This window comes from Streptomyces cinereospinus, assembly GCF_042430725.1.
Classification (GTDB): Bacteria; Actinomycetota; Actinomycetes; order Streptomycetales; family Streptomycetaceae; genus Streptomyces; species Streptomyces cinereospinus.
The window spans coordinates 1-21,377 of the sequence record NZ_JBHMCY010000039.1; the positions used below are offsets into that span (position 1 = coordinate 1).

The 21,377-nt window shown below is 73.2% G+C and carries 22 protein-coding genes; 11 read left to right on the plus strand and 11 right to left on the minus strand.

The annotated features are described in order from the left end of the window. The first annotated feature begins 39 nt into the window (after window positions 1-39). Window positions 40-456 carry a VOC family protein gene (locus tag ACFF45_RS20615; RefSeq protein ID WP_381347887.1) on the plus strand — a complete coding sequence of 139 codons (417 nt, stop codon included), beginning with the start codon at window positions 40-42 and terminating at the stop codon, window positions 454-456. A gap of 128 nt (window positions 457-584) precedes the next feature. Continuing rightward, on the plus strand, window positions 585-1,094 hold the full coding sequence (locus ACFF45_RS20620) for a MarR family winged helix-turn-helix transcriptional regulator (protein ID WP_381347888.1): 510 nt from the start codon (window positions 585-587) through the stop codon (window positions 1,092-1,094). Window positions 1,095-1,341: 247 nt separating this feature from the next. Here ACFF45_RS20620 and ACFF45_RS20625 read toward each other — a convergent pair whose 3' ends face one another. The 6 genes from ACFF45_RS20625 to ACFF45_RS20650 form a co-directional block, all read right to left on the minus strand. Beyond that, the gene (locus ACFF45_RS20625) at window positions 1,342-3,258 is read right to left on the minus strand and encodes a SpoIIE family protein phosphatase (RefSeq protein ID WP_381347889.1); all 1,917 of its coding nucleotides are present in this window, start codon (window positions 3,256-3,258) and stop codon (window positions 1,342-1,344) included. Next, window positions 3,242-4,309, minus strand: coding sequence for a SpoIIE family protein phosphatase (locus tag ACFF45_RS20630; RefSeq protein ID WP_381347890.1), 1,068 nt, complete (start codon window positions 4,307-4,309; stop codon window positions 3,242-3,244). Before ACFF45_RS20630 ends, ACFF45_RS20625 begins: the two co-directional genes overlap by 17 nt. Continuing rightward, window positions 4,306-4,755: an ATP-binding protein gene (locus tag ACFF45_RS20635; RefSeq protein WP_381347891.1), complete on the minus strand. Its 450-nt coding sequence runs from the start codon at window positions 4,753-4,755 to the stop codon at window positions 4,306-4,308. Before ACFF45_RS20635 ends, ACFF45_RS20630 begins: the two co-directional genes overlap by 4 nt. After that, a complete protein-coding gene (locus tag ACFF45_RS20640; RefSeq protein ID WP_381347892.1) occupies window positions 4,752-5,141 on the minus strand; it encodes an STAS domain-containing protein in 390 nt (129 codons plus the stop codon). The genes ACFF45_RS20635 and ACFF45_RS20640 overlap by 4 nt, the downstream gene beginning before the upstream one ends. Continuing rightward, entirely contained in the window at window positions 5,138-6,037 is a 900-nt protein-coding gene (locus tag ACFF45_RS20645) for an STAS domain-containing protein (protein WP_381347935.1), read from the minus strand. The genes ACFF45_RS20640 and ACFF45_RS20645 overlap by 4 nt, the downstream gene beginning before the upstream one ends. A 108-nt stretch (window positions 6,038-6,145) precedes the next feature. After that, the gene (locus tag ACFF45_RS20650) at window positions 6,146-7,309 is read right to left on the minus strand and encodes a PP2C family protein-serine/threonine phosphatase (protein WP_381347936.1); all 1,164 of its coding nucleotides are present in this window, start codon (window positions 7,307-7,309) and stop codon (window positions 6,146-6,148) included. A gap of 204 nt (window positions 7,310-7,513) precedes the next feature. Between ACFF45_RS20650 and ACFF45_RS20655 the strand changes: the two genes are divergently transcribed. Continuing rightward, window positions 7,514-7,951: a MarR family winged helix-turn-helix transcriptional regulator gene (locus tag ACFF45_RS20655; RefSeq protein WP_381347937.1), complete on the plus strand. Its 438-nt coding sequence runs from the start codon at window positions 7,514-7,516 to the stop codon at window positions 7,949-7,951. 313 nt (window positions 7,952-8,264) lie between these two features. On the opposite strand, the gene ACFF45_RS20660 is transcribed toward ACFF45_RS20655, so the two are convergent. The 3 genes from ACFF45_RS20660 to ACFF45_RS20670 form a co-directional block, all read right to left on the minus strand. Beyond that, window positions 8,265-9,542, minus strand: coding sequence for an APC family permease (locus ACFF45_RS20660; RefSeq protein WP_381347893.1), 1,278 nt, complete (start codon window positions 9,540-9,542; stop codon window positions 8,265-8,267). A gap of 406 nt (window positions 9,543-9,948) precedes the next feature. After that, window positions 9,949-10,158, minus strand: a complete 210-nt coding sequence (locus tag ACFF45_RS20665; RefSeq protein ID WP_381347894.1) for a DUF397 domain-containing protein — start codon at window positions 10,156-10,158, stop codon at window positions 9,949-9,951. After that, complete coding sequence (locus ACFF45_RS20670) at window positions 10,140-10,982, minus strand: helix-turn-helix domain-containing protein (protein WP_381347895.1); 843 nt, start codon at window positions 10,980-10,982, stop codon at window positions 10,140-10,142. The genes ACFF45_RS20665 and ACFF45_RS20670 overlap by 19 nt, the downstream gene beginning before the upstream one ends. A gap of 231 nt (window positions 10,983-11,213) precedes the next feature. Here ACFF45_RS20670 and ACFF45_RS20675 point away from each other — a divergent pair, with 231 nt between their 5' ends. Both ACFF45_RS20675 and ACFF45_RS20680 read left to right on the plus strand, forming a co-directional pair. Next, entirely contained in the window at window positions 11,214-11,438 is a 225-nt protein-coding gene (locus ACFF45_RS20675; protein WP_381347896.1) for a hypothetical protein, read from the plus strand. Continuing rightward, window positions 11,435-11,677, plus strand: a complete 243-nt coding sequence (locus ACFF45_RS20680; RefSeq protein ID WP_381347897.1) for a hypothetical protein — start codon at window positions 11,435-11,437, stop codon at window positions 11,675-11,677. The genes ACFF45_RS20675 and ACFF45_RS20680 overlap by 4 nt, the downstream gene beginning before the upstream one ends. A gap of 221 nt (window positions 11,678-11,898) precedes the next feature. Here ACFF45_RS20680 and ACFF45_RS20685 read toward each other — a convergent pair whose 3' ends face one another. After that, the gene (locus tag ACFF45_RS20685) at window positions 11,899-12,765 is read right to left on the minus strand and encodes a lamin tail domain-containing protein (protein ID WP_381347898.1); all 867 of its coding nucleotides are present in this window, start codon (window positions 12,763-12,765) and stop codon (window positions 11,899-11,901) included. 20 nt (window positions 12,766-12,785) lie between these two features. Then, window positions 12,786-13,403, minus strand: coding sequence for a hypothetical protein (locus tag ACFF45_RS20690; protein ID WP_381347899.1), 618 nt, complete (start codon window positions 13,401-13,403; stop codon window positions 12,786-12,788). 718 nt (window positions 13,404-14,121) lie between these two features. Between ACFF45_RS20690 and ACFF45_RS20695 the strand changes: the two genes are divergently transcribed. The 6 genes from ACFF45_RS20695 to ACFF45_RS20720 all read left to right on the plus strand — a co-directional run bounded on the left by ACFF45_RS20695 (window position 14,122) and on the right by ACFF45_RS20720 (window position 20,707). Beyond that, the gene (locus ACFF45_RS20695) at window positions 14,122-15,744 is read left to right on the plus strand and encodes an NHL repeat-containing protein (protein WP_381347900.1); all 1,623 of its coding nucleotides are present in this window, start codon (window positions 14,122-14,124) and stop codon (window positions 15,742-15,744) included. Window positions 15,745-15,923: 179 nt separating this feature from the next. Beyond that, window positions 15,924-17,009, plus strand: a complete 1,086-nt coding sequence (locus tag ACFF45_RS20700; protein ID WP_381347901.1) for a hypothetical protein — start codon at window positions 15,924-15,926, stop codon at window positions 17,007-17,009. Beyond that, window positions 17,002-18,654, plus strand: a complete 1,653-nt coding sequence (locus tag ACFF45_RS20705; protein ID WP_381347902.1) for a polyprenyl synthetase family protein — start codon at window positions 17,002-17,004, stop codon at window positions 18,652-18,654. Before ACFF45_RS20700 ends, ACFF45_RS20705 begins: the two co-directional genes overlap by 8 nt. After that, window positions 18,651-19,358, plus strand: a complete 708-nt coding sequence (locus ACFF45_RS20710; RefSeq protein WP_381347903.1) for a hypothetical protein — start codon at window positions 18,651-18,653, stop codon at window positions 19,356-19,358. The genes ACFF45_RS20705 and ACFF45_RS20710 overlap by 4 nt, the downstream gene beginning before the upstream one ends. A gap of 72 nt (window positions 19,359-19,430) precedes the next feature. Continuing rightward, on the plus strand, window positions 19,431-19,901 hold the full coding sequence (locus ACFF45_RS20715; protein ID WP_381347904.1) for a hypothetical protein: 471 nt from the start codon (window positions 19,431-19,433) through the stop codon (window positions 19,899-19,901). An 86-nt stretch (window positions 19,902-19,987) separates the two neighbouring features. Then, window positions 19,988-20,707 carry a hypothetical protein gene (locus ACFF45_RS20720; RefSeq protein ID WP_381347905.1) on the plus strand — a complete coding sequence of 240 codons (720 nt, stop codon included), beginning with the start codon at window positions 19,988-19,990 and terminating at the stop codon, window positions 20,705-20,707. Window positions 20,708-21,377: the final 670 nt, after the last annotated feature.

Genomic DNA, 21,377 nt, shown 5'->3' on the forward strand with positions numbered 1-21,377 from the left:
GCGGAGCACCGACCGTCCGCTCCCTCGGGGAGGTTTCCCATGGCTTCGCGACTCAACCCGTACCTCGTCTTCGAGGGCGACGCCCGCCAGGCGCTGGAGTTCTACCAGGAGGTCTTCGGCGGCACGCTGTCGCTCGGCACCTACGGCGAGATCGGCGGCCGGCCGGGCACCCCCGACGCGGACAAGATCATGCACGGCATGCTGGAGACTCCGAGCGGCTTCACCCTGATGGGTGCGGACACCCCGCCCGGTGAGGACTTCCAGCGCGGCAACGCCTTCTCGATCAGCCTCAGCGGCGACGACGCGTCCGAACTGCGCGGGTACTGGGAGAGGCTGACGGCCGGCGGCTCGGTGTCCGTGCCGCTGGAGAAGCAGATGTGGGGCGACGTGTTCGGCATGTGCGCGGACCGCTTCGGCGTCGCCTGGATGGTCAACATCACCGAGCGGCAGGGTTGAGCACCGGGCCCGTGGACGGCCCCGAGGTGCCGGTGACGGGCCGGGCGGCTTGTCCTCGCCCGCTTCGGGTACAGCCTCTGGAGAGGGAGACGCGCACCCGCCCGGAGTTTACTGAAAGTGATGTTTTCGTGACCCACCCCGGCGGCCCCGGCGACGGCCAGGCGGATGGACCGGCCGACGGTCCGCGGGCCGTCGCCCTGGAGATCGCCGAGGCCGTGGAGAACCTGGCGAACCTGTGGTCGCTGTCGGCGCAGGCCGCGGTGTTGCGGCTGTCGCTGCACCAACTGCGGGCGCTGCGGGCGCTGGAGGTGACGCCGGGACTGAATCTGACGGGGCTGGCCGAGCGGCTCGACATAGGGCTGCCGACGGCCAGCCGGCTGTGCGACCGGCTGGAGGCTGCGGGGCTGCTGGAGCGGGCGCTGCATCCGCGCAACCGGCGCGAGGTGCGGCTGAGTCTCACCACTCACGGACGGCGTGTGCTCGGCGACGTGGCCGAGCGGCGGGCGCGGGCGCTGGGCGAGGCGCTGGCGGGGATGGCCCCGGACGAACGGGCCGCGCTCAGCCGGGGGCTGCGGGCCTTCTTGGCGATCCGGACCGGCGAGGCGCTCCGGCCGGGGGGCGAGACACCGGAGGCGTAAGCGCGGCCGGGCGGGTTCCGTGCTTGCCGAGGAGGGCGACACGTCCCAGGTGCGAGCGCGGCCGGGCGGGTTCCCTGCCGGCGGGGAAGCGCAAGACGCCCCACGCGAGCACAGCCAGACAAGCCCCCCACCGGCCAGGAAAGGCGAGACCTCCCACGTACGAGCACAACCAGGCAGGCAGGCCCCCCACCGGCCAGGAAAGCGCAAGACGCCCCACGTGCGAGCGCAGCCAGGTGGTGCCGAGGGTTCACAGGCCGCCCGGGGTCCCGCCCTCTGCCCGGCCCCGGCGCCACGCCGCCGCGGCCGGGTCCGGGGCGTCGGTGCGCACGGCGCCCCGGTCGGACCTGGGGGCCGGCACCGGGACCGGGGACGGGATCCGGGTGGTGTGGCACAGCAGCATGCAGACGTCGTCGTCGCGTTCGGAGTCGTGCAGCAACGGCTTGAGCAGGGACTCGGCGGAGGCGTCCAGGTCGCCTTCCAGTTCCGCTCCGCTCAGCGCGGCCAGCGCCTCGGTGAGCCGTTGGATGCCGGGGTCGATGCCGAGGACCCGCCGTTCGACCAGGCCGTCGGTGTAGAGCGCGAGGGTCGAGCCGGGGGGCAGCTCGACGGCGTGCTCCTGGAACGCGAACGGTATGGGAACCCCCAGCATGATGCCCGGCCTGGTGTCCAGCACCCGCACCGCGCCGTCCGGTTCGCGCACCAGCAGGGGCGGGTGCCCGGCGGAGGCCCACACGACGGTGGGGTCGCCGGGCCGGAAGCGGGCGACGACCGCGGTGGCGTACAGGTCGGGCTGCTGGTGGCGGAGCATGTGGTGCAGCCGGGTGAGGATCCGGCCGGGCCCGTCGCCCTCCACGGCGTAGGCGCGCAGAGCGGTGCGCAGCTGACCCATCATCACGGCCGCCCGCAGCCCGTGCCCCGTGACGTCCCCTATCACCGCGAGCAGGCTGCCGTCGGGCTGCGGGAAGGCGTCGTACCAGTCGCCGCCGATGTTCAGGCCGCGCGTGGCGGGCAGGTAGCGGGCGGCCAGGGTGAGGCCCTCGACGGCGGGCAGGTCGGTGAGCTGGGCGCGTTGCAGGGCCTCGGCGACGTCCCGGTGCTGTTCGTAGCGGCGGGCGTGGTCCAGGGCGGTGGCGATCCGGCGGGCCAGTTCGACCAGCATGACGGAGGTGTCCGGGTCGATGCGGGGGCCGGGCGCGGTCAGTGTCAGCACGCCCAGCATGCGGTGCGCGGTGAGCGGGATGCACAGCAGCGGCCGGTCCGGGGCGAGCACGGAGGCGGGCAGGTCGTCGACGCCGGGCAGGCCGCCGGGGTGGCCCGCGGCGTGCTGGGCACGGCCGGTGCGGGCGGCGGCCACGGCGGCCGCGGGACGGCCGCCGCCCCGGGGCACCTGTTCGTCGTCGAAGAGCCAGACGTCGACGTCGCGGGCGTACTCGGGGACGAGCAGCTCGGGCAGGCGGCGCAGGATGGCCTCGTGGTCCAGCGAGGCGGTCACGGCGGCGCTGGCGTCGGCGAGGAACGTCAGCAGCCGGCGCGCCTTCTCCGCCTCGGCGCGCGCGGCCCGCTCGGCGTCGAGCAGCTCCCGCTGGGCGAGGGCGGCGGCGTCCAGCTCGGCGTGCAGGGCCAGTACGCCCTGGTTGGTCTCGTGCAGCTCCTCGCGGTGGAAGCGGACCAGGGCCTCCTTCTCGTCCAGCTTCCCGCGCAGGTCGTCCTGTTCCCCGCGCAGGTCGTCCAGCTTCCCGCGCAGCTCGTCCAGCTTCCCGCGCAGCTCGTCCAGCTTCCCGCGCAGGTCGTCCTGTTCCCTGTGCAGGTCGTCCAGTTGTCCCACCAGCTCGCCCGCGTCCTGGTCGGCGGTGAGCAGGGCGCCGGCCGGGTCCGTGCCGTCGGTGCCCGGCGCGCCGGAGTGCCGGGGCCAGGTGAGGGTGAGCCGGTGCGCCGGCCGGCCGGTGGGCCGTACGTCGATCTGGAGCCGGCCGGTGTCCTCGGCGCTGAGGACGAGTTCCGCGCCGCCCTCGTCGAGGCAGCGCCTGAGCTGGGTGGTGAGGTCGGTCAGGAAGCGGGCGCGGTCCAGGACCGGGGCGCCCGCGGTGAGCCGGGCGACGGCGCTGCGGGCGTGGGCGGCGTCGGCGGCCGAGCTGATGGTCCAGGTGTCAGGGGCGGCGGTCATGGGCGCAGGTCCGGCGGTCGGGGGCCAGTACGGCCACACTGGTGTCGTCGCGTACGGGGCGGGCGGCGCTGCTGGCGTCGCGCAGGACGGCCGCGGCCACCAGTGCGGGGTCGCAGCGCAGCAGGCCGGGGTCGCCGGGCGGGTTCCAGCGGCTGGGCAGTCCGTCGCTGTGCAGCACGAGCAGGCTGTCCGGCCGCCACGGCAGCCGGTGCAGCGGGACGCCGGCCGGGAACTGAGAGCCGACGATGCCGGGATGGGAGACCAGCGGCTGCCAGGCGCCGTCGGAGTGCAGGCGGGCGCCGATGTTGCCGATGCCGGCGAAGCGGAGCTGGTCGGTGTCCATGTCCATCTGCGCTACGGCGACGGCGGCGCCCCGGGTGGGCCGCAGCGCGGTGTTGAGGTGCCGCAGGATCTCCACGGGCGGCAGGTGTCCCGTGCGGTGCAGTTCCTCGACGGCGGCGCCGGAGGCCTGGGCGGCCTTGGCACCGTGGCCGAGTCCGTCGGCGAGCATCAGCGTCAGCCGGCCGCGGGTGCGCACCCAGCTCCAGGCGTCGCCGGAGTACTCGGCCTGCGCGAGCGGGATGTTGACGCCGCCCACCCGGGGGCCGGACGCGGGTGGGCTCCGCCGGGCCGCGGGCGTCTGGTCGATCCGGGCGATCGCCACGGTGCCCCGGCCGCGGACGCTGTGCAGGTCGAAGTCGCTGGATATCCGCGAGCAGGTGCCGAGGCCCGCGCCCAGGGAGGCGGGCGCGGTGGTGTGGCCGTCGCGCAGCGCGGCCTCGACGTCGGCGATGCCGGGCCCGTGGTCGAGGGAGACGAGCTGCACCGAGGGCATCTGACCGTCGGGGGCGGGGCGCTGGACGAGGTTGATCGCGATGCGGCCGCCGTCCGCGTGCTTGACGAGGTTGGTGGCGAGTTCGGTGGCCACCAGGGCGGCGACCGCGATGCGGTGGGGGTCGAGCCCGGCCCGGGCGCCGGCCGCCTCGGCGGCGACCCGCACGTCGCGGACCCGGGTCGAGTCGTGTACGGGGATGTCCCACACCCGGCTCATACGGTCCCCGGGCGGGTGGCGGGCAGGACGGTGTTCCAGGCGACGGCGGTGACGGTGGTGCCCCGGCCGGGCTCGGTGTCGATGGTCAGTTCGTGGACCAGGCGCTTGGCCCCGCTGAGGCCGAGCCCGAGGCCGCCGCCGGTGGTGTAGCCGTCGGTCATGGCCCGTTCGACGTCCCGGATGCCGGGTCCGGAGTCGACGAACGACAGCCGCAGCCCCCGGACCTGGCCGTTGTCCAACGGAGTGATCTCCACGTGCCCTCCGCCGCCGTGCACGAGTGTGTTGCGGGCGATCTCGCTGGCGGCGGTGACCAGCTTGGTCAGCTGCACCAGCCCGAACCCGAGTTCGGATCCGACCTGCCGCACCTGCTGCCGCACCCAGGCCAGATCGGCGTCCGAGCCGATCGGCAGGCTGGTCGAGGCGGCCTGGCGGGAGGTCGGTGTCATGTTCGCCCCCCGCCCGCCGGGGTGCCGAGGAGTTCCAGCGCGCGTTCGCTGTCCAGGGCGGTGAGCAGGCCGGGCAGCGTCAGCCCGAGTTCGACCAGCGTGATCGCCACGGCGGGCCGCATGCCGGCCAGCACCGTGCGGGCGGCCAGCAGGCCCGCGCTGGAGGCGATCTCGGCGAGGACGCGGCCGAGGAAGGAGTCGACGATCTCCACCCCGGAGATGTCGATGACCACCCCGGTCGCCCCGCTGCCCGCTATGCGCCGGGTGATGTCCTGCTGGAGCTGCTCGGCCATCCCGTCGTGCAGCTCGCCCTGGAGGGTGACCAGCAGGACGTCCCCCAGCGCCAGGACGGGCACCGGGGCCGCGGGGCCGGCGGGGACGCTCACCGCCGGCTCGCTCCCGCCGCCGCGGACGACCGGTCCTCGGCGTCCTGCCGGGTGATGGCGTACGCCAGCGCGTCGGCGAGGGTGGCGCGGGTGAGCACGGATCCGAGGTCGATACCGAGGTGCACGATGGTCTGGGCGATCGCGGGGCGGATGCCGGAGACGATGCACTCGGCGCCCATCAGCCGGGCCGCCGCCACCGTCTTCATCAAATGCTGGGCGACCAGCGAGTCGACGGTGGGCACACCGGTGATGTCGAGGATGGCGTACCGGGCGCGCTGGGCGACGATCGCGTCCAGCAGGTTCTCCATCACGACCTGGCTGCGCGCGCTGTCCAGGGTGCCGATCAGCGGTACGGCGACCGTGCCCTCCCACAGCTTGACCACCGGGGTGGCCACCTCCAGCAGCTGCTGGCGCTGACGCTCGATCAGCTCCTCGCCCGCGCTGAGCGCCCGCTCCATCACCACCAGCCGCAGGGTGCCCATGAGCACGGTCAGGGCCAGTACGCAGTCGCCCGCCTGCGGGGCGGCCGGGTCGGCGAACCCCTCGCGCAGCAGGGCGGCCACCGGCGGGCGCAGCTCGGCGACCTCGTCGGCGATCTGCGCCGGGCTCAGTCCGGTACGGGCCCGGGAGGAGGCCATCCGCCCCAGCTGGTCCCGTACCGTCTCGAACCCGGGCGCCGCGATGTCCTCCAGCCGTCCGGTGCCGGCGACCGCAGCGAGGGCGTCGACGACGGCCTTGCCGGCCTCGACCGCCTCGTCGCGGGAGACGGTGAAGACCGTGCGGAACAGCGCGGCGTCGGCCCAGCGCTGGGCGACCTGCTCCCGGGAGCGGTCGAGGAAGGCAGCCACCTGCCGCGCCGCCGACTCGGTCGCCGCGTCCTGTTCTCGCACCTGCATCGTCTCCTTCTCCACGGGCTCCTGCGGCCTCGCGAACGGCTCAGCTTCGGCCATTTATTGCCGTATGACAAACATTAGCGTCGGGGTCGTGGCGCGAACAACACGCGATCAGCGCCGCCCGTGCCAGTCCAGACACACCACCAGGGCGTCGTCGTCCGGGGCCGGCCGGCCCCGGTGGCCGGTCAGTTCGCGGAGGATGGCCCGGGGGACCTCCGCCGCGGGAAGCAGCCGGCTGGACAGGACCGCGCGCGTCAGCGCGGCGTCCCCGTACACCTCCCCGCCCGGGGAGGCGACGTCGTAGACCCCGTCGCTGACGAACACGAGCCGGTCGCCGGGCTCGACCTCGAATTCCTGCGCCACGTAATCGGTCTCCTCGAACATGCCCAACGGGAGTTGCGCCTCGAAGGTGACACGTTCGACCGTACCCGCGCGCAGCCGGAGCATCTGCGGTGACCCGGCGTCCACCACCCGGGCGCGTCCGGTGGCGAGTTCGAAGTCGAACATCAGCACGGACAGATAACTGCGGCCCCGGTAGTGGGCGTAGACCGCCTGGTCGGCCAGCGCGGCCTGGTCGGCGATGGGGATGCCGGCCCGCCGCGCGTTGCGCAGCGCGTTGATCGCCAGGTTCGTCAACAGGGAGGCCTCTATGCCCTCGCCCATGCCGTTGGTCACGTACAGGGTCAGCCGGTCGGCCGTCGCGGACCAGTCGAAGTTGTCCCCGAAGATCGCGTACGCGGGCTCCAGCTGGGCACCCAGCTCGTACTCGGGGCGGGAGCAGGAGCGGCCGGGCAGCAGCTGCCACTGCATCTCGGCGGCGAGCGTCAGCCGCTCCCGGCGGCGGGCCTGGAGGTAGACGTCGGTGTCCCGCTCGGCCACCACGACCTCGTGCCCGAGCACCTCGGCGATCTCCGCCAGCTCGTCCAGGCAGTCCCGCAGGTGGCCCTCGCCGGGCAGCGTCACCGACAGCACGCCGAGCCGGTCGCCGCGCACGGTGACCGGCAGGTGGGCGCGGACCGCGCCGCCGCGGGCCCGCTCCACGAAGGGCTCCTGGGCGCCGAACGCCCGGCCCGCGGGGGTGTTGTGGACCGACACCGGCCGCAGCGTGTACGGCGGTACGGAGACCGGCTGCAGCACGGCGAGGCTGTAGTCGGCCAGGTAGAGCTCGACGGACTCCGCCGTGTACTGCTCGACCAGTACACGGCGGACAGCGTCGAGCAGCTCATGGGGGGCCGCCGTGCGCAACGCGCGCTCGGCGGCGACGAATCTCTTCACGATGGTAGACACACCAATCCTTCACCGGACGCCCACGGGCTCTCGTTCAGGCGGCGTAGCCGCTCGAACGGCCCGTGGGGAACGTCCCGGCCCTCTTCGGCCAGCTCGTTCGCCTAGTACCCTGACGGTCATCCCAGTGCCTGCGAGAGTGTGACAGTGACTGCCTTCCGCCCCCGCCGCGAGCCGGACGAGGTCGCCGCGCGCATGACGTCCACGGCCGCGGAGCTGCTGGAGGTCCTGTGGGGCCGGGCGTCCACCGCGCCCGCGTCCGCCTCCCAACTGCGCGTGATGCTCGTCCTGGAGCACCACGAGGGCATCAACCTGCGCACCCTCGCCGACGCGCTCGGCTCCACGCCGCCCTCCACCAGCCGGCTGTGCGACCGGCTCCAGGCGGCCGGATTCGTCGAGCGCGAGGTGAGCCCGGCCGACCGGCGCGAGGTCCGGCTCTGTCTCAGCGGCCGGGGGCGTGCCTTCCTGTCCGATCTGCGCGCGCGCAGGGAGCGGGCGCTGCGATCGGTGCTGGAGCAGATGCCCGCGGCCGAGAGGCTCGCGCTGGTACAGGGGCTGGAGGCGTTCTGCGCCGCGGCCGCGGCGCAGATACAGGACGACGCCGCCGACGATCCCCGCGGCCAGACGGCCTGACCCCGCTGCCCCGCGGTCGGCCTCCGCGCCCTGCCGCGTCGGCACCCAGCACGGAGTGACCTCCGTTCACCGGAACCCATTCCCGACCCTTCCCCGCGCCCGTCCGACACGGTTACTCTGTTGCTTCGCCGCCATAGTTGTCAAACAGCAACTGTTGGCTGAGCTGCCGTTTTCTACCGGTTACCCCGAGCGGCGGCGACCTGCGCATATGTGGTCAACATCTCGAAGACGTGTGCGCGGCCACGAGGCGCGGACCCCCGCGGCGACCTGGCCGGACGGCTCGGAACGGGGCGGACTCCGGACGGTGTTCCGCTCAGCGCGCGGAGCGCCGCGCGGCGGCCCGGCGGACCGCGTGGACCGCCACTCCCACCGCCAGCACCGCCGCCCCGGAGATCACCGAGGAGACCGGCAGGGCGAACGCCAGGACGAGACACCCGGCCAGTCCGGTCACCGGGATCGCGGGGTGGGGGCGGCCCTCGGCCGGGGTGAGGGTCCAGGCCGAGGCGTTGGCGACGGCGTAGTACGCCAGCACGCCGAAGGACGAGAAGCCGATCGCGCCGCGGACGTCCGCCGTGGCGGCCACCACCGCCACCACGGCGCCGACGGCGAGTTCGGCGCGGTGCGGCACCTTGAACCGCGGGTGGACCGCGGCCAGGGCGGGCGGCAGGTGCCGGTCGCGGGCCATGGCGAGGGTGGTGCGCGAGACGCCGAGGATCAGCGCCAGCAGCGAGCCGAGCGCGGCCACCGCGGCACCGGCCCGGACGACCGGCGCCAGCCAGCCGGCGCCGGCGGCCCGGGCGGCGTCCGCCAGCGGGGCGGTCGCCCCGGCCAGGTCCCGCGGGCCCAGCACGCTCAGGGCGGCGACGGCCACGACGGCGTAGACGACGAGGGTGACGCCGAGCGCCAGGGGGATCGCCCGGGGGATGGTGCGCTGCGGGTCGCGGACCTCCTCGCCGAGGGTGGCGATGCGGGCGTACCCGGCGAAGGCGAAGAACAGCAGGCCCGCCGCCTGGAGCACGCCGCCGAACGTCATGTCGTCGCCGAATCCCAGCCGGTCCGCGTCCGCCGCGCCGGAGGTGAGGGCCGCCACCGCGACCGCGGCCAGCACCGCCAGGGCCACCGCGACGAGGACCCGGGTCAGCCAGGCGGACTTGTGCACCCCGGCGTAGTTCACGGCGGTGAGCGCCACCACCGCGGCGACCGCCACCGCGTGCGCCTGCCCCGGCCAGACGTACACGCCGACCGTGAGGGCCATCGCCGCGCAGGAGGCCGTCTTGCCGACGACGAAGGCCCAGCCGGCCAGGTAGCCCCAGAAGTCGCCGAGCCGCTCGCGGCCGTAGACGTAGGTGCCGCCCGAGGCGGGGTAACGAGCGGCCAGCCGGGCCGAGGACGTGGCGTTGCAGTAGGCGACCACGGCGGCGAGGGCGAGGCCGAGCAGCAGTCCGGAGCCGGCCGCGGCGGCGGCGGGGGCGAGCGCGGCGAAGATCCCGGCCCCGATCATCGAGCCCAGCCCGATCACCACGGCGTCCGGCACACCCAGCCGCCGGTGCAGTTCGTCCGGCGTCCGCGGGGTGGTCGGTGAGGTGCTCATGAGCCACTCCTTCGGCGGCCGGGGCCGTGCCGTGCGGACGTCCCGCGGGACGTGCGTGCTGTCGGGGCGTGCGCGGGCGACGCCCACGGGGCGGCCCGGCACTGGCAGACGATACGGGAGGCGGGTTGCGGGCACGTGAATACGCCGCAGGTAACCGGCGGACGGCGCCCACCCGGCACCCGACGCAGCCACAGCTCTCGCTGATGCACGGACCGTGGAGACACGCAGCTCCGGTCATATCTGCTCGGTGCCGCCGTTCCCGGTCGGCGACGGCGACGACGGGGTGCCAGTAGGCCCGCCCGCCCCGGCGAGGTCCGCGCGACGGATGCGCATCAGACCGCCCTGCATGCGCTCCGAAGACGGCCCTCGCGGTACGGATCTCCGCGAGGGCCGTCGGCGTTCGGTCTCAGTCGCTCAGCCGACCGCTTTTCATTGCACCCACGAAGGCAGCCCAACCGTCCACCGAGAACACGAGCGCCGGGCCGTGCAGAGCCTTGCTGTCCCGGACCGGAACGACATCGGCGAAGTCGTCGGAGACCTCGACGCACTCGCCACCATCCGAGTTGCTGTGGGAACTCTTGCGCCAGCTAGCGGCACTCAGATCGACGCCTCGCACGGAACTTCCTCCAAGATGGCCAGAACGAACTTTCGCGACTCAGCCGGGGACAGCGCCAAGTCGCGCATCGCATCGTATGCACGATGAAGTCGCTCGACCGACGCGTTCTCCTCGATCAGTTCGCCACGGTGTGCGTTCTCCGTGTAGGCCACGGTAACTCCGCCGGGGAGACGCAGGAACATCAGTGCGGTGCTGTCCAGGCCATGCATGCCGACACTCAGCGGCAGCACCTGCATCGTCACATGGGACCTCTCGGCCATGTCCGCCACATACTCCAACTGTCCCCGCCACTCCCCCAGCTCACGCAAGGGCGTCCGCAGCACCGCCTCCGACAGGATCGTCCGAAACGGCGGCGCGTCCTCCCCGTCCAGCAACTCCCGTCGCCCCATCCTCGCCTCGACCTGCTGCTCAAGCTCCTTCCCCTTCAGCCCACCGGCGGCCAGCACCTCCCGGGCGTACCCCGGTGTCTGCAACAGCCCCGGCAGCACGCTCACCGCGAAGTGCCACAGGCTCACCGCCTTGGCCTCCAGCGCCATGTACCGCCGGTACCGCTCACGGAACTGCGTATGGTCTCCGGCCGCCAGCTCCCACAGCGCCAGTAACAGCCCCGGCGTCCCGTAGTGCGTGTCGAGGGCCTGGACGACCTCCGGGCTGCCCAGCGTCTCGCCCTTCTCCATCTTGCCGAACAGGGACCAGTCCCAGCCGAGCCGTTCCCCGACCTGCCGCAGGCTCAGCCCGCTGCGCGCCCGCAGGGTGCGCAGTTCCTCGGCGAAGCGCTGACGTGGTTCCTGACTGCGGCCGGTGACGACGCGACGCTGCGGCATCGGGCTGGCTCCCTTCCGGAGTACTCGACGTACCTCGACGTCCTCGCGTGAAGGGCGTGGAAGGTGTGGAACGACTCCGCCCACCGGGGAAGCACCACCCCGTCCACGGCCTGGCCGTCCACCTCCGGCCCCATGCTCGTAACGCCTGTACTACGCAGCGTAATTCGCCCAGCGCAGACGGGTCGTGGTTTTCGCAGAACCGGAAGAACCGGACCGACGAGAAGGACACCGATGCCCCCCACCACGCCGAAGATCCAGGAAGCCGTCGACGCGCGGAACGCCCTCGCCGCCGCGCTCAGCCGCGCCGGCGTCCAGCTCCCCGCGATGGACGTACGCACCCCGTGGGCGGACGACAGCGAAGGGGAGGCCCGCTACGCGCTCGTACACCTCGGGGTGTGCTCCGCGCCCGTGGCCCACATGCTCGCGGACGTGATCCTCCGGGGAGCGGGCGCGTGACGGAGGACAACGGGGACGGGGACCGCACCCCGGCCGTCGGAGACGCCGTTCGCGACACCCGGCGCGGACGGGTCGGCCGGGTCGTGGGCCACGAAGGCCCCTGCCTCCGGATCCGACCGCTGGGCGGCGGCCTCGAATGGGACGCCGACCCGCGCCATCTCCGCGCGCTGAGCCAGGACGAACTGCTGAGCGCCCTGCTCGCCGAGGCGAACAACCGCAGTCGCCAGAACGTCAAGTGACCACTCCGCCCGCCCCCGGCGGGGCGGGCGAGCTGACCTGGGTGGGCCGGTCCTCGTGGAACGCGAGCGCGAAGCGGACAGCGGGGTCGGCTTCTCCGTCCGCGGCGAAGGGCGGAGTCGTCGCCGCCCCGCATCCGCCACACGAGGACCATGCCGGGCGGCCCCCGACCGGTGAGGCCCGCTTCGGCCTCACCGGTCGCCGAGAACCCGGCGAGGCCCCTCTACGGTGCGCCGGTCCGGTTGAACCCCCTGTCCAGGTAGGGGTACTGGTCCGGGACGTGGCCGTCGGCCGCGACCAGGCGGGCGATGCCGCCCTCGTCCCGCCATACCTGCTGGGAGGAGCCGAAGGTGAACCCGCCGAACTGCGGGTGGGACTCGTTGGTGTAGACGCGGTACCGCTGCCCGGGCCGGATGACCGTCCCGGGCGGGAAGGGGAAGTCACGCCCGGTGGGCTTGGCCTCCACGACCCAGCCGGTCAGGTCCTGAGGCGCGGCGCCCCGGTTGAAGATCTCGACGTACTCGTCGGACTGACCCGTGCCGGCGCCCAGGTACCGCAGGTCGGAGATGATCACGTCGGGTTCTTCCAGCGTGAACATGCAGACGACCTCGGCGAAGTTGATGCCGCCTTCGGGGCTGCGGAACTGCCTGACGATCTGGCCGTTGCGCTTGAACCCGCTCAGCACCGCCCGGTACTGCTTGCCGTCGATCGTGACGGGCTGAGGGTGGACGAAGGTCTGCAGGTCGACCAGGTCGTCGTCCGCGGGACTGCTGTTGGTGGTGTTGGGCGTCTCGTTGTGGTGGAAGTCGAAGTGGAGATCGGTCGTGCTGCCGTCCTCGAACATGACGTTGATGGCGAGCCGGACGTCGAACTCGCTCGGGCTGACGTTGGTGGGGACGTTGCGGTGGACGAAGGTGCCGACGACGAACTCGGTGCCGTCGAGCTGGACGTCCGCGGCCGCGCCGCGGAACTGGTATCCGCTCTGGGCGTTGTTGCTGCCCCACCTGATGTCCGCGGTGCCCAGGCCGTTGACCGGTGAGACGGCGGGATCGGTGGACGGGAAGACTCCGGAGGTGACGACGGTGGTCATGGTGTCTGGCTCCTGCTCTCTCAGTCCTCGTCCTCGATGACCTCGGCCTTGAGCTTGGCCGGGGGCGCGGTGCCGACCTGGGCGACGCCGTCGGTGTGCCGGCCGGGCCGGGCACCGGCACCGTCGACGGCTTCGAGGCCGCAGGTGTAGACGATGCAGTCCTTGTCCTCGGCGCCGGTGTTCAGGTGCACGTGGTAGATGAAGGTCAGGGTGCGCCCGTCGTCGCTCACCTTGGCCCGGACGGGGGGCAGGCTGCCGCCTGTGGTCTGGTCCATGCGCTTGTACTGGGCGCCCACCGTGCCGTTCCAGCGGAATCCGGTGGGAGCGGTGAAGACGTGCTCGCGTTCGCCGGCGTCGACCGTCTCGCTCCAGTTGGGCGTACGCACGCAGATGTTGATGGTCGTGCCCAGGCCCCCGGGGGCGTCCTCGACGCCACCCTCCTGCCACACCACGAGGTCCAGCTTCTGCGCGCGGCCCTGTTCGTAACCCCAGTCGTAGCCGTTGGCGTACTGGTCCTTCTCACCGCGCGCGCCGTCGCGCGGCGGGTCGGCGTACGGCCGGCCGGCGAGGGCGTCGGCGCGGCCCTGTTCCTCTCCCCGTTTGTAGGCTTCCTTCTTGGACTGCACGTCGGTGCTCATCTCCGAGTCCTCCTGGTGGTGATCGAAGCGTGCAAGGAAAGGGGACGTACGTGCGCCGGTCGCCGTCCCCGCAGGCGGCGGGCACGGCTGTGAACAGCGCGCCGCGTGGCGCACCGCACGCGGAACGCCACGGGAGCTGTGTCCGGAAGGTGCGCGGGACGTCACCTGCTGCTTCGGACGGGGCGTTCGCGCGGGCACTACGACACGCGTCTCACCGTCGTCCGGGTTCATCGTTAGCCCAGTCGCGTGGGTGGTATGCCGCCATTCCCCCGTTCGGCACGCTGGATCGATTCTGCGTCACTGGTTTCAGTAGAACGGAGGCATACGAAGGCGCACGGATGCAGAGCGCGGCAGCCTCCACGCTCCGCCGAAGGAGTGGGCGCCACCCGTCGGTCGCCTCGCCGGACCCCCGCCGGCCCACCGCTGCCCGTGTCGGGCCACCGCTGCCCGTGTCGGGCCACCGCTGCCCGTGTCGGGCCACTGCCTCCGTCCCGGGCCCTGCCTCCGTCCCGGACCACCGTCGCCCGCCCCTCGCGGCTGCTCCCTCGTGCGGGTGGAGCGCTCGGTGCGCAGCCCCCGCGGGGCCGGCCCGGCCGGTATGCAGGGGATGTCGACGACAGGCTCGGGAGGAGACGGACATGCGGGAGACGAGGCCGGGGCGGTGGAAGGCGCCGGGAGCCACCGGGGTCGGGGCACGCCGGTGCCGGGTGGTGGCGGCGTGACGGCGAAGACCACGGTCCGGCGGCGGGACCGGGTTTCCCCGGAGGGCGGACCGCTGGGCACGGCGGTGGGCGACGGGACCGTCGGATGCTCCGGGGACGGCGGGCCCGCAGCGCGAGGACAGGTGGCCTTCCCCGCGGACGTGGCCGTGGGGGGCGGGGCCGTCTTCATCGCCGACCACGCCAACCACCGGGTCCGCCGGATCGACGCGTCCGGCAATCTGACGACGGTCGCCGGGGACGGACTGCGCGGTTTCGCCGGGGACGGCGCGGACGCGGCGCGAGCCCGTCTCGGCTTCCCGGCCGCACTCGCGGTCGGTCCCGACGGGGCGGTCCTCGTCGCCGACCAGTTGAACCACCGGATCCGCCGGATCGATCCCTCGGGCGTCATCGACACCATCGTGGGAGACGGCTCCCGTGGCGGTGACGGCGACGGCGGCCCCGCCGGCCAGGCGCGGCTGGACGCCCCGTGCGCCCTGGCCGTGGACGGCGCCGGAACCCTGTACATCGGTGAAGGGGGCGGTGCCAGAGTGCGCAGGATCGACGGCGACGGCGTCATCGGCACGGTCGTCGCGGCGACCGGGCGGTGCGGGAGCTCCGGTGCGGCGGCCGCCGGTGAGGCGTTCGTGCCCGCGGGTCTGGCGGTCGACCCGGCCGGGCGGCTGTACATCGCCGACCCGGCGGGCCGCCGGGTGCTGCTGCTGGGTACGGACGGGACGCTGCGGGTACTGGCGGGAGCACCGGACGGCAGCGCCGACGCGGCGGCGGTCGACTGGACCGCTCCCTGCGCGGTGGCGGTCGACGCCCAGGGGGCGCTCTACGTCGCCGACCTGAACGGACACCGCGTGTGGCGACTGGCCCAGGGAGCGGCCGAGGTCGTCGCGGGGCCGGACCCGGGGGTGGCTGAGGCGGCTGAGGCCGGTGCCGCGGCCGACACCGCCCTCAGCACCTCGCTGGCCTATCCGTGCGGCCTCGCCGTGGATCCGGCCGGGCGGCTGCTGGTGGCGGACAACCTGCACCACCGCGTCGCGGCACTGCCTCTTCCCGGCACCTCCTCCCAGGACACCGAAGCCTCCCAGGACGCCGCACCGGAGAACGACGAGCAGCCGGAACCGGTACCGGAGGGGGAACCGGCACCGGACCGCGGGACCGGGAGCACGCAGGGCGGCGACGGTGGTGCCGCCCCCGCGCCGGCCGCGCGACTGCTGGTCCGCCAGGAAGTCGGAGTGGAAGTGGCGCGCGGCGCGAGCGAGATGATCCATGTACGGGTCTCCTCCACCGGCCCATGGGCCCCGGGAAGAGTGGAACACCGGTTCACCGCTCCTACGGGTTTCGTCTTCGACGGCCGGGCGACCTGCGCCTATTACCGCGCGGATCGCACGGTGCTCCCCGGGGGGACGCCGGACGCGACGGTGCGAGACGGCGGCAGGACACTGGCCGTCACGGACGATCCGCGCTTGAACACCCCCGGCCATCCGGCGGCGGCCCTGGTCTACACGCTCGGCGTCCGGGCCCTGACGGACGCCGGGCCGGGCCGGTACACCGATGGACGGGCGGTGATCTCGGGCCAGCCGGAAGTGCGCCTCACGGCAAGCGTCCTCGGAGACGACGACATGGAATAGCGAGAGCGAGCGGCACCTTGAGCGGGCCTTGAGCCGCCTGTGGCGGGCCATCCGTCACACGCGGCTCTTTGCGTCCTCAAACTCATCATGCGCAAGAAAACGTTTTTGTGCCCCCCGGCTCACCCGTACGATGGTCACAGATTGCGATACACGGGGTACGTTGAGTTAGCGTTCGGGACGTGTCCACGCCCACTCTCCCGAGGCTCGGGCCTCCGGGCCCTTTCCCCCACGCCCCGCTCGTCCGCCCCCTCGACCGGAAGTGGCTGCACTACGCGTTCCTGTCCCGGTGCGGCCGGCAGGCGCTGGTCGCCAACCTGTCCGTCCTGGGATCCTCCACCGGCACGGTGTTCGCCGATCCCGGCGCCCCGGCCACCGGCCGGCGCAGCGGCACCGGGACGGCGGCCGAGGGACAGCACATGGCGATCCTCCTCGCGTACGGGGAGGAACACGGCTGGAGTTCCACCCAGTTCAACGCCCATCAACCCGAAGTGCCGTGGTCGGCCTTCCGGCTACCGCATCCGCGCGGCACGCCCGGAGCGTTCCGGGTGGCGGACCGGAGGGCGTCGCCGGCGGTCGACGTACGGCTGACCCGGACCAGCAGGCCCTGTACCTCGCAGTGCGCGCCGTTCGGCGAGGACGAGCACCTGCGGTGGCAGTCGGAGCCCGGCGTGCTGGGCACCGGCACACTGCGGCACGGCGACGGCACCACCACGGAGGCCGATCTGCTGGGCTACCACGAGCGGGTACGCGGCCGCTGGTCCTGGCCCACGCTGGGGGGCTGGGTGTTCGGGTTCGTCAACGACCCGTCGGGCCCCACCGACGCCGCGCCACCCTCGGCGGTGGTCTTCACCTTGCTCCAGCCCGCGCGCCCGCGGGGCGCGGCCAACGGGTCGGTGATGCTGTGGCGCGACGGGCGCATGATCCGTCACTTCCCGCGTCGCAATCTCCAGGTCGCGGTCAGCGGCAGCCTGGACCGTGACCGGGTGGCGATGGTGCCGCCGCTGGCGGACGTGCTGGGGACCCCGCCGACGGCCGCCGTGCCCGGCCGGCTGCTGATCACGGCCCGGCTCGGCGACGACCGTCTCGTGCTTGACTTCCGCTCGCGCACGGCGGGCCGGATCGCCAACCCGTCCGAGACGAGTCTGCACCCGTTCAGCGTGCACGAGACCCTCGGCCCGTGCACGGTGGAGGGCCGTGTCGGCGGGCGCCGTATCGGCTTCCGCACCGGGGGCATCGTGGAGTTCGCCGGTGGTGCCCATGACTGAGACCGCGCCCGCGTTCACCGGCGCCCGGCTGCTGGACGAGACCGTCGCCGCCCTGTCCGACCGGGCGCCGGCCATCCTCGCCGCCGCCGCCGAGCAACTGCGCGGCATCCGGCTCGGCCTGCGCTTCAACGACGGCAGCCACGCCACGCTCACCGCGCGGCACAGCCGTATCCTCGTACGGCGGGAGCCCTGCCCGGACGCCGACGTCGAGGTCGCCTTCGACAACCGGGCCATGAACCTGCTGTTCGATCTCCAGCGGCCGCCCGTCGACCAGGTACTGCCCGACAGCCTGGACGTCCGCGGCTCGCAGGAGGACACCCTCGCCGTGTGGCGGGCCTTCACGCTGCTGTCCCGGCGTGCGGCGGGACTGCGCAGCATGCAGGAACTCTGGGGCGCCTACCGGGAACAGGCGCCGCAGCTGTGGGGCAGCGCGGTACCCGCCGCCCGGGAGCCGGCCGGTGACCCGGTCGACTGGACGGCGCTGGACTTCCTCGCCCGGCGCTCCCCCGAGGACGCGCCCGCACCGCCCGCGCTGACCGGCGACACCACCGTCAGCGCGCCGCGCCTGCTGTGGGACGGCCGCACCAGCACCAGCTGGTCGCTGGAGGAGAACGTCCGCGACGCGGACCTGATGGAGATCATGCGCCGGTGCCGCGCCCGCACCAACGAGGAGATCGAACGGCTGCTGCCGGACCGTGAGCCGCGTGCCGAGCTGTACGACCTCATGCGCTCCTATCCCGCCCGGCAGGGCAAAGGCCTGCGGCCCACCCTGACCATCGCGGCCTGCGCCGCCTTCGGCGGGCGCCCCGAGGACGCCGTACGCGCCGCCGCCGCACTGGAGCTGTTCCACAACGGCTTCCTCGTCCACGACGACATCGCCGACGAGTCCACCCACCGGCGGGGACTGCCGACCATGCACGAGGAGCACGGCCTGGGCCTCGCCGTCAACGTCGGCGACGGTCTGAACCTGCTCGCGGTCGACGCCGTGCTGTCCAACCTGGAAACCCTTGGCCTGGTGCGCACGCTCGGCCTCATCCACGAGGCGATCCACATGTGCCGTGAGTCCCTGGAGGGCCAGGCCATGGAACTGGGCTGGATCCGCCACGACGTCGTCCCCGAGGCCGACGACGCCTACTTCACGATGAGCACCAAGAAGACCGGCTGGTACACCTGCATCAGCCCGTGCCGCATCGGAGCCGTCTGCGCCGGCGTCACCGACCCGGCCGTCCTGGGCCGCTTCGACGAGGCGTTCCGCCTGATCGGCGTCGCCTTCCAGATCCAGGACGACATCCTCAACCTGGTCGGCGAGGAGGCCCTCTACGGCAAGGAACCCCTCGGGGACCTGCTCGAAGGCAAGCGCACGGTGATGCTGATCCACCTCTTCCGCACCGCGTACCCCCATGAGCGCCCCCGTCTCCTCGACATCCTGCGCCAACGCCGTACCGACAAGACCCAGCAGCACGCCGAGGAACTCCTCGCCGCCATGGGCCGGCACGGCTCCGTCGAGTACGCCACCGACCTCGCCGACCGGCTCGCCGCCGAAGGCATCGCCCGCTTCGAAGAAGACCTCGCGGTCATCCCCGAGAACGAAGGAAAAGCCGTTCTGCGGCAGATCGCCCACTACGTCACCTCAAGGCCACTGTGACCACCACGACGACCACGCCCCCGTCCGACCCCACCGCCACCGGCCCGCTGACCCCCACCGACCACCGGGCCTTCGCCTTCCTCGGCCAGGTCAACGACTGCCTGCGCCGGTGCCTGTGCACCCTGGCCAGGCACGGTGTGGCCGTGCGCCGACGCGACCCCGAACGCGCCCGCGTCCTGCTCGACACGGTCCGGCCATGGCCCCTCTACAAGGGTGGCCAGTTCCTTTTCGACCTCATGGAATGGGAGGACCTCATGGTCGACGGCGACCCTCCGCCCCTGATGCCCGCCGAGCGGATCGTCGCCGCCTGCACCCTGCCCGTCCAGTGGCTCGCCGCCACGACGGCGGAGTCCCCCACGGCGGCGGCAGTGGTCCCGGGCCGGCGCACCGCCGCCGCCCTCGACCTCCCCCTGCGCCTGCTGGCCGCCACCGCCCGCACCGCCGCGCTGGGCGCGGCGCAGGACCTCACCGACCTGCTCGGCGAGCCCACCACCCAGGCCGGGACCGACGACGCCGGACACGACACCAGCGCGCCGAAGCCCGGCGTGGACGACACGGATGCCGAACTGCCGTCCCTGGAGGCCGGTTTCTACCTCTACGAGGACATCACCCTCGGCGCCCTCGCCGTCCTCGGCCCGCTCCTGGGCGACCACGCCCCCACCGGCTGGCCCATGGAGCCGGTCACCGGCCGCGCCGGTCCATGAGCGCGGCCGCCCCCAAGCCCGCCACCGGCGGGTCCGCCCACGCGGACGCACCCATCCACAGAAGGGACACCCATGGCCACGCAGACCCAGGCCCCCGTCGAACCGGGGTCCGAGAACAAGCTGTACATCCTCCAGCAGGGCATCGTCGAGGACGCGCCGGGCGGGGTACCGGCCCACCTCAGCTTCGGCGTCCTCAGCACCGTCCCGCACCCGGTGAACCCCGGCGACCTCACCATCACCCTGAAGGCGCCCACGGGCTTCGTGTTCACGGGCTGGCTCTCCTGGGCCTACCACGACGTCAGCACCCTTCAGGCCAAGGGCAACCTGGAGACCACCCAGGGCACCCTCGCGGACGGGGGCCGCACGCTGACCTTCACCCACAACCCGTACCTGAACACCAACCAGGAGTGCCTCGGCTACGCGGCCCAGGTCACCGCCACCGACGGCGCGACACCGGGCCGCTACACCGACGGCCAGCTCAAGGTGGGCGCCGCAACCCCGATCAAGCTCAAGGGCCGCGTCCTCGGCCCCGACGAGGACTGATCCCACCACACACGGGCCGAACCGTCGGCGGTTCCGGCACTCACCGGAACCGCCGACGGACAACGCAGCCAAGAAAGGGCTGAGGCATGTACGAAGCAGGAAACACAGCGGCGGGCCGCGACAGGGGCACCGCCGTGCCGGTGCCACGGATGTGGCGGAGGCCACGGGGGGCGTGGGGACTGGTGGGGCTCGTCGCGGCGGTGCTGCTGGGGACGTCGTTGCCGGCGAACGCCGCCGCAGCGCAGGGACAGCCCGTCGCAGCGGTGCAGGCGGCCCCGGCGGCGGTCGACCCGGAGTGCGTCCAGCCGGGGAACGCCCGGCTCAGTCCTCGGTTCTACTGGCGGAACGTCTTCGGCGTCCGGTTGGGTGAGGGCGTGATCCACGAATCGTCGTCGCCGAACCCGTTCGGTGGGCGGATCGCGCCGGGGTCGACGTTCACGTTCAGGTGGCGTCCGGAGACGACACGCAACCCCGTGGGTTCGCAGTACCACATCCACCGGGTCAATCTGGCTTCGGTCATGGCGGTGGCCGATGTCGAGTCGGTGACGGGGCCGGGCAGTTTCGCCGGGACGACGCTGAGCGTCCAGGAGACGCCGCCGCACAAGCTGGGGGACACGGTGGTGAGGTTCCGGATCAGGCCAGGGACGGAGGGACGGACGGCCACCCTGTCCTCGGCCGACCACAGCCTGACGACGAGGTGGCTGTTCACCAACATCAACAACCTCTGGGAGAACTCCGGAAGCATCTCCTTCACCGTCGCCAGCCGCGCCAGTCTCGGCTGCACGTCGTCCTCGGTCCTCGGGTAGCGGGACGATGAGGTGACGCGTCGGTCGGCGTGCCGCCGGCCGACGCGCGGGGGTCGCGGCCTTCTCGCCCCCGGCGAGGGTGCCGGTGCCGGTGCCGGTGCCGGGATACCGAGGCACTGCTGCCGGACCGGAGCCGGGGTGCCGAAGTGCCGGGGTGCCGGGGTGCCGGGGTGCCGGGGTGCCGAAGTGCCGGGGTGCCGAAGTGCCGAAGTGCCGGGGTGCCGAAGTGCCGGGGTGCCGAAGTGCCGAAGTGCCGGGGTGCCGAACGAGGGCAGCGCCTTGCTGATGGCGCTCGATCGGGTCCCGACCGCCCGTCGGCCCCTGCCGGCACACGGTGAGGGCGGGACCCGAAAGCCTCGGCGAGTATCCGCAGGCCCCGGCTCGGCGCCGCACCAGGCGAGAGGTCGCCAACCGCGGCCGCGGTGCCTGCTCACGCGGATCCGTCCCTCGCCGGAACGGGTCCTCGGCCCGTTGGCCCGCGCATCCGGCACCAGGCCGTGCTCTGCGCGCTGAAACGCTTCGGCTCCCCGGCTCAGACCCGCGAGACCGGACCCCGCAGGCTGATCACCGGGCTTCGCCCGAGGCCCCGCGCATGACCGAGCACCTCTTCGCGGACATCGTCACGGTGCTCGACGAGCAGCCCTCCCCGACCGCATACGGCTGCCCATCC